The organism is Achromobacter semiaridum (assembly GCF_053543755.1).
In genome coordinates this window covers 1-5,952 of the sequence record NZ_JBLVOL010000077.1, presented here as the reverse complement: position 1 = coordinate 5,952, position 5,952 = coordinate 1, and the positions used below count along the sequence as shown (strand labels likewise).

General features: G+C 66.0%; 8 protein-coding genes. 4 read left to right on the top strand and 4 right to left on the bottom strand.

Annotated features, from left to right (window positions below; all coding sequences use genetic code 11):
- Window positions 1-110 precede the first annotated feature (110 nt).
- Window positions 111-341 (bottom strand): hypothetical protein, encoded by a 231-nt coding sequence (locus ACNPP0_RS20380; protein ID WP_332612154.1) that lies wholly within the window; start codon window positions 339-341, stop codon window positions 111-113.
- A 244-nt stretch (window positions 342-585) separates the two neighbouring features.
- Here ACNPP0_RS20380 and ACNPP0_RS20375 point away from each other — a divergent pair, with 244 nt between their 5' ends.
- From ACNPP0_RS20375 to ACNPP0_RS20365, 3 genes are all read left to right on the top strand, one after another.
- Entirely contained in the window at window positions 586-1,521 is a 936-nt protein-coding gene (locus tag ACNPP0_RS20375) for an NUDIX hydrolase (protein WP_332612153.1), read from the top strand.
- 82 nt (window positions 1,522-1,603) lie between these two features.
- A complete protein-coding gene (nadC, locus tag ACNPP0_RS20370) occupies window positions 1,604-2,488 on the top strand; it encodes a carboxylating nicotinate-nucleotide diphosphorylase (protein WP_448706843.1) in 885 nt (294 codons plus the stop codon).
- 9 nt (window positions 2,489-2,497) lie between these two features.
- Window positions 2,498-3,484: a tripartite tricarboxylate transporter substrate binding protein gene (locus ACNPP0_RS20365; RefSeq protein WP_448706842.1), complete on the top strand. Its 987-nt coding sequence runs from the start codon at window positions 2,498-2,500 to the stop codon at window positions 3,482-3,484.
- A 29-nt stretch (window positions 3,485-3,513) separates the two neighbouring features.
- Here the strand turns inward: ACNPP0_RS20365 and ACNPP0_RS20360 are convergent, their stop codons facing one another.
- Window positions 3,514-4,206 (bottom strand): tellurite resistance TerB family protein, encoded by a 693-nt coding sequence (locus ACNPP0_RS20360; RefSeq protein WP_332612146.1) that lies wholly within the window; start codon window positions 4,204-4,206, stop codon window positions 3,514-3,516.
- 177 nt (window positions 4,207-4,383) lie between these two features.
- Here ACNPP0_RS20360 and ACNPP0_RS20355 point away from each other — a divergent pair, with 177 nt between their 5' ends.
- Window positions 4,384-4,782 (top strand): OsmC family protein, encoded by a 399-nt coding sequence (locus tag ACNPP0_RS20355; protein WP_046806129.1) that lies wholly within the window; start codon window positions 4,384-4,386, stop codon window positions 4,780-4,782.
- A 47-nt stretch (window positions 4,783-4,829) separates the two neighbouring features.
- On the opposite strand, the gene fabI is transcribed toward ACNPP0_RS20355, so the two are convergent.
- Entirely contained in the window at window positions 4,830-5,615 is a 786-nt protein-coding gene (fabI, locus tag ACNPP0_RS20350; RefSeq protein WP_448706841.1) for an enoyl-ACP reductase FabI, read from the bottom strand.
- A 120-nt stretch (window positions 5,616-5,735) separates the two neighbouring features.
- A partial coding sequence (locus tag ACNPP0_RS20345) for a LysM peptidoglycan-binding domain-containing protein (protein ID WP_448706840.1) occupies window positions 5,736-5,952 on the bottom strand: 217 nt, incomplete at its 5' end.

Here is a 5,952-nt window from a genome sequence, read left to right as displayed (position 1 = left end):
CCCCCACTCTTGCGCCGCGTGCCGCAAGCTGGCGTATCATCGGCCGCTTTGCGACGTCAGCGTTGCGCTTTCGATTGCGCCTTTACGATTGCGCCTTCACGATTGCGGCGTCACGTTTTGCGGTTTTCGTAGGATGTTTCCAGAATGTCGTCCTCGGGCGTGATGACGCCGGGTTCGCCCGGCTGCGCGACAGCGCGTCCGTCGCGCGGCATGCCCGCCACGGTCTTGCTTTGGTCCGGCATCGGAAGCGTCTCCGTGCCTTTGCGCGGGTCGGTCGGCGGACGCGGGTCGACGTCTTTCGCGTTGGTGGCGGCGTTCGGGTCAGGGGCAGTTTTCAACATGGCTCATGCTCCGCTTGCGGGCGTCCCAGGATGGCGACGCGCCTGGTTGCTGGCTTTTATCTTAGTCGCTGCGCGCGCCGTCGCGGCCGTCCGGCCTGTCACGTTTGCAAGGGGCTGTTGCAGGAACAGAACCTTATAATTTCCGGCGTCTCTTGCCGCCTTTCATCGGGCCTTTCATCCCGCCTTTCTTCCCGCCATTTTTCCCGCCATTCAACTCGCCTTTCAACCTTCTCTGCCACCATCCTTGACCGACTCCATCGAACGCTCCGTCCATACCGAACTTGTTGCCGTGCTTGTCGCCGTGACGCATGGCGAGCCGCGTGTGTTGACGACGGATGACGCCAGCGCCTTGCCGGCCGGCCCTTTCGAGTTGTCGCATCGCTCGTTGCAGGCGGGGCTGCGCGCGTGGGTGGAAACCCAGACCCATCACCCCCTGGGTTACGTCGAGCAACTCTATACCTTTGCCGATGGCGATCGCTCCGACGAATCCGGCGCGCGCGTCATGTCGGTCAGCTATCTGGGGCTGACGCGTGAAGCCGGCGAAACCGGCGTGGCGCAGGTGGGCTGGCAAGACTGGTATCGCTACTTTCCTTGGGAAGACCGGCGCACCGGCACGCCGGCCCTGGTCGACGAACTGATCGTGCCGCGCCTGGCGCAGTGGTGTGCCGCCAGCGATGACGCCGATGTGCGCACGCGTCGTCAGCAGCGGATCGCCATCACATTTGGGCTGGACGGGGCCGCCTGGAACGAAGACATGGTGCTGCAGCGCTACGAACTGCTGTTCGAAGCCGGCTTGGTGCCCGAGGCTGCGCGGCGCGGCGATGGCAACTTTGCAGCCGCCATACCCGGCCAAGCGATGCGCCACGACCACCGCCGCATTCTGGCAACCGGCATCGCCCGCTTGCGCGCCAAGATCAAGTACCGCCCCGTCGTGTTTGAACTGATGCCGGCCCAATTCACCTTGTTGCAGCTGCAAATGGCGGTCGAGGCGCTGGCGGGGCGCGCCTTGCACAAGCAGAATTTCCGGCGGCTGATCGAGCAACAGGCGCTGGTCGAAGAGACCGGCGAAATGGCCACGGGCACGGCGGGCCGCCCCGCCAAGCTGTTTCGGTTCCGGCGCGACGTGCTGCTTGAACGCGCCATCGCGGGCAGCAAATTGCCCCTGTCTCGCGCGTTATGACGCTTGACAAGGGTTATGCTCGTCTCTAGCATAAGTGCTGCGCAATCTCTGCGCGCCTTTTTTTAACTCACAAATACTCAAAATGAGCATTAATGCCGAAGCGCCCTTGACCGCCTCTCGCCTGGCGGTGCCTCCCCTGCCGGACGTCATGCTTGAGCCCCTGGTGCGAGCCGCCTTGTTGGAAGACCTGGGCCGCGCCGGCGACCTGACCACCGACGCCATCGTGCCGCACGACGCCGTGGCAGAAACGCGGCTGGTATCGCGTCAGGCCGGCGTGTTGGCCGGCCTGGATCTGGCGCGCCTGGCGTTTCGCGCCATGGACCCCGCCATCGAATTCGATGTGTCTCAGCGCGACGGCAGCGACCTGGCGCCCGGTACCGAGATCGCGCGGTTGCGCGGCAACGCCCGCGCCATGCTGACAGCCGAACGCGTGGCGCTGAACTTCCTGTGCCACTTGAGCGGCGTGGCCACTGCCACCGCGTCCATCGCGCGCGCCATCTCGGGCTACGGCGCACGCGTCACCTGCACGCGCAAGACCATGCCCGGCCTGCGCGCGGTGCAAAAGTACGCGGTTCGCGTGGGGGGCGGCAGCAATCACCGGTTCGGGCTGGACGACGCGGTGCTGATCAAGGACAACCACATCGCCCTGGCAGGCGGGGTGGCCACGGCGGTGCAGCGGGCACGCGCGGGCGTGGGCCACATGGTCAAGATCGAGCTTGAGGTCGACACCCTGGCGCAGCTGGAAGTTGCGTTGTCGCTGGGCGTGGACGTGGTGTTGCTGGACAACATGAGCCTGGATGATTTGCGGCGCGCCGTCGCCATGGCGCGTGGGCGCGCGATCACGGAAGCCTCGGGCCGGATCACACCGGAGACGGCCGCTGCCGTTGCCGCCACGGGCGTGGATCAGATCGCCGTCGGTTGGCTGACCCACAGCGCCAAGGTGCTGGACATCGGCCTGGACGCCTGAGAGCCCATCATGAAACGCCTGCTTCAAGCCAGCCTTGCGTTGTTGACCCTGCCGCTGGCGTCATGCGGCAACTCGCCCTCGGGCGAAGCGCCGATGGACGCGGCGTATCCCGCGCACCCGATCACCATCGTGGTCACCTTCCCGCCGGGCGGCGGCACCGATCTGCTGGCACGCCGCATCGGCGCCAGCCTGCAAGCGCAGCTGGGCCAGGCGGTGGTGGTTGAAAACCGCCCCGGCGCCAGCGGCAACATCGGCGCGCGTATCGTGGCGGAAGCACCGCCCGACGGTTACACGCTGCTGATGGTGAACAGTTCATTCGCCATCAACCCGGGCGTGTATCGCAACCTTGGCTTTTCGCCTAAGCAGGATTTCGCCGCCGTGATCAATGTGGCGTTTGTGCCGTCGGTGTTCGTGGTGCCGGTGGGCTCGCCGCTGCACAAGCTGGACGATGCGCTGGCGGCGGCGTCGCCCGCCAAGCCGCTAGCGTTTGCCTCTTGCGGCAACGGCACGCCGCAACACCTGGCGGGCGAGATGCTGGCGCGCGCCACGGGCGCGGTTTTGCAGCAGGTGCCCTACAAGGGATGCGGCCCGGCGTTGACCGACGTGGCGGCCGGGCAGGTGGCGATGGGTGTCGTCACGGCGTCCAGCGCGGCGCCCTTGATTGCCGCGGGCAAGCTGCGCGCATTGGCGGTGACTTCGCCCAGCCGTTCACCGTTAATGCCAACGGTGCCGACGGTTGCCGAGCAGGGCGTTGCGGGCTACGCGATGGATCAGTGGCATGGCCTGTTGGCGCCGGCCGCCACGCCGCGTGCCGTCATCGACAAGCTGAACGCAGCGGTGGCAAAAATCGTCAGCCAGCCCGATACCCAGGCTTCGCTGCGGCAACAGGGCTTCACGCCGGCGAGCAGTACGCCGCGCGAATTCCAGTCGATGATTCATGCGGACATCGACCGGTACACGGCGCTGACGGCTTCAATCGGCTTGCGGGCGGACTGAGGGCGCAGTAAGCGGCGAATCAAGCGCGCTCAGGCCACCGCGCTCTTGGCGTGCTGTTCCAGCTTTTCCTTCAAGCTGGGTTCCAGCTTGAGCTGTCGCGCCAGCTCGTCCAGATAGGCGCGTTCCATATAGCTTTCTTCGTCCACGACGAGCAGGCTGGCCAGATACATTTCGGCGGCCATCTCGGGGGTTTTGGCGGATTGCGCCACCGCCGCGGGGTCCAGCGGCCGCGACAGCTCCGTTTCCAGCCACTGGCGGTCTTGGGCGTCGGAGGACAGCTTGGCCAGCTCCGTTTCCAGCAGGCCGCGTTCTTCAGGGCCGATATGGCCGTCCGCCTTGGCCGCGCCGATCATGGCGGTCAAAACGGCGTTGCTGTGCTGCTCGGCCTCGGGCGCGGGCAGACGGTCCAGGGTTTGGGGCGGGGCGGCTTGCGCGCCACCGGCCTGGTTACGCTGCCAGTCGCCATAAGCCCGGTAGGCCAGCGCGCCCAGCGCCGCCATGCCGCCGTACATGGCGACCTTGCCGCCGATCTTGCGTGCCTTCTTGCTGCCCATCAACAGCCCCAACGCACCGGCGCCCAATGCGCCGCCGCCCAGCCCGGTCAGGAACGAGCCCTTGCCGCCGCCGGCGCCGCCCGTTGCGCCTTGCACGCGGTTGGTGGCGTCGGCCAGAAGGCCCTGGCCCGATTGCAGCAGTTGGTCAAGAAGTTGTCTGGCGCTCATGCGGCCCCCTTTTTGTCGATACAGTCGGTGCGTTCAGTTCGTGAACGCGGATAGGGATATCCGACCGCCGCGCGCGCAATAAGTTCAGCTTGTTGTCAGCCGTCAAAATCTGTCGTCGGATGCTACAACGTCAGCTTCAGGCGTCCACCACGGCCGCCCATCCAAGAGACCCTACCCATGAGCATCCGTGTCCACCAGAATGCGCCCGACATCCTGCAATTCACCGCCACGGCCGAAGGCCACGCCCTGCCCGTGGCGATGCCCAAGCCGCAGGGCGATGGACCTGATCCGCATGATTATTTCGACACCGCGCTGGGCGGTTGCAAGGCGTTGACGCTGATGGTCTACGCGCAGCGCAAGGGCTTGCCGCTGACGTCGGTGGATGTAGAAGTGGTGCGTGATGCCAGTGAAGAGCGCAAGGGCGTCTATCGCTTGACCGCAAAGCTGACGCTCAATGGCGAGCTGTCGGATGCCCACATCGATGAACTGCTGGCGGTGGCCGAAAAGTGCCCGATCCACAAGCTGATGACGGCGGTCGACGTGCAGGTGTCCACGCTGGTGGTGCGCGCGGCCTGATACGGCCGGCGGGTGGCCATGTTGCCGCCCGCCCGACCGCTGCAAAATCAGTCTTCCATGCCCGGAACGACGGTCGAGAAGCCGGCGTCCACGTGGGTGATCTCGCCGGTAACACCCGCCGCCAGATCCGACAGCATGAATGCCGCCACGTTGCCGACGTCGTCGATGGTGACGTTACGGCGCAGCGGCGCCTGCGCTTCCACGAACTTCAGGATGGCCGAGAAGTCCTTGATGCCGCTGGCGGCCAGCGTCTTGATGGGGCCGGCCGAAATGCCGTTGGCGCGAATGCCGCGGGGGCCCAGCGCCGTGGCCAGGTAGCGCACGCTGGCTTCCAGCGACGCCTTGGCCAGGCCCATGGTGTTGTAGTTGGGGACCACGCGTTCGGCGCCCAGGTACGTCAGCGTCAGCACCGAGCCGTTGCGGCCTTCCATCAGGGGCAGCGCGGCCTTGGCCATCGCGGCAAAGCTGTAGGCCGAAATGTCATGGGCAATGCGGAAGCCCTCGCGTGACAGCCCGTCCAGGAAGTTGCCGGCGATGGCTTCGCGCGGGGCGAAGCCGATGGAGTGCACCAAGCCGTCCAGGCCGTCCCAGTGCTTGCCCAATTCCGTGAAGGCGCCTTCGATCTGGCTGTCTTCAGCCACGTCGCAAGGCAGCACGATCTTGCTGCCGAATTCGGCGGCAAATTCAACAACGCGTTCCTTGAAGCGATCGCCCACATAGGTGAACGCCAGCTCGGCGCCTTGCTGGTGACAGGCGCGCGCAATGCCGTAGGCGATGGATCGGTTTGAAAGCACCCCGGTGACGAGAATGCGCTTGCCGGCGAGAAAGCCCATGATGGTTCCTTTGTTTTTTTCCTGCTGAAAGACCGCCCATTTTAAGGAGTTTGGCGACGTCGCGTACTTGTAAAAACGGCGCCGTTACCGGGCGCCGTTTTTGGGGACCGCAGGCTGGGATCAGCCCCGGGCGTTGGTGCCCGGCACGCGCAAGGCGGTACCGACCTTGAGCGCGCTGCCCTTCAAGTTATTCAGCGCGCGCAGGGCGTCCACCGATGTGCCGTACTGCTTGGCCAGCGAGAACAGCGTGTCGCCCTGCCGAACCTTGTGCGTGCGCACATTGGGTCGGGCGCTGGCGACGCGGGCGGCGGGGGCCGGGGCGGCACGGCCGCGCGGC

Bases quoted from the DNA above. Each gene is read 5' to 3' on its own strand.
- nadC (WP_448706843.1), top strand. From the start codon at position 1,604: ATGAGCATTAATGCCGAAGCGCCCTTGACCGCCTCTCGCCTGGCGGTG.
- ACNPP0_RS20355 (WP_046806129.1), top strand. From the start codon at position 4,384: ATGAGCATCCGTGTCCACCAGAATGCGCCCGACATCCTGCAATTCACC.
- ACNPP0_RS20365 (WP_448706842.1), top strand. From the start codon at position 2,498: ATGAAACGCCTGCTTCAAGCCAGCCTTGCGTTGTTGACCCTGCCGCTG.
- ACNPP0_RS20360 (WP_332612146.1), bottom strand. From the start codon at position 4,206: ATGAGCGCCAGACAACTTCTTGACCAACTGCTGCAATCGGGCCAGGGC.
- ACNPP0_RS20380 (WP_332612154.1), bottom strand. From the start codon at position 341: ATGTTGAAAACTGCCCCTGACCCGAACGCCGCCACCAACGCGAAAGAC.
- fabI (WP_448706841.1), bottom strand. From the start codon at position 5,615: ATGGGCTTTCTCGCCGGCAAGCGCATTCTCGTCACCGGGGTGCTTTCA.